Raw genomic sequence first — 399 nt, 5'->3', positions numbered from 1 at the left:
ACAATAACAACACTTCGACGATACGTCGCCATAGGTCATGATGCTTCCATGTTTGTTCCGTTGTTAAGATGATAATTAAAATGATGGTTAAAACGATTAGCAATGTTTCAGCAATATAGAACGTATCAGCCACATAACCTTTAAAAAGATTTAATGCACTCGTTAATATAACTAAAATATAAGTTGCAATAGCATAACTTGCGAATAGGTTTAAGGAAGCTATCTTTGTTGTAAGTTTTACCATATGCCTCACTTCCTTTCGTTAATTTCACTACGTAATTTTGGATCGATTAAAGCATAAAATATATCAATAATTAAGTTTGCTAAAGATATTACAATTGATATATATACGACCCCACCCATGACTGCTGGGATATCAGGTATTAGTTGTTTTTGGAC

At 32.3% G+C, this 399-nt stretch carries 2 pseudogenes; both read right to left on the bottom strand.

Annotated features, from left to right (window positions below):
• Positions 1–244: pseudogene (locus tag ETC00_RS20210) on the bottom strand (ABC transporter permease); the annotation flags it as partial.
• Positions 245–249: 5 nt separating this feature from the next.
• A pseudogene (locus tag ETC00_RS20205) lies at positions 250–399 on the bottom strand (ABC transporter permease); the annotation flags it as partial.

It is taken from the genome of Brevibacillus sp. MCWH (assembly GCF_013096935.1).
In the GTDB taxonomy this organism is placed as follows: Bacteria; Bacillota; Bacilli; order Brevibacillales; family Brevibacillaceae; genus Brevibacillus; species Brevibacillus aydinogluensis.
Note: the sequence above shows the minus strand (reverse complement) of the source record. Positions and strands in the feature narration are given on the sequence as shown.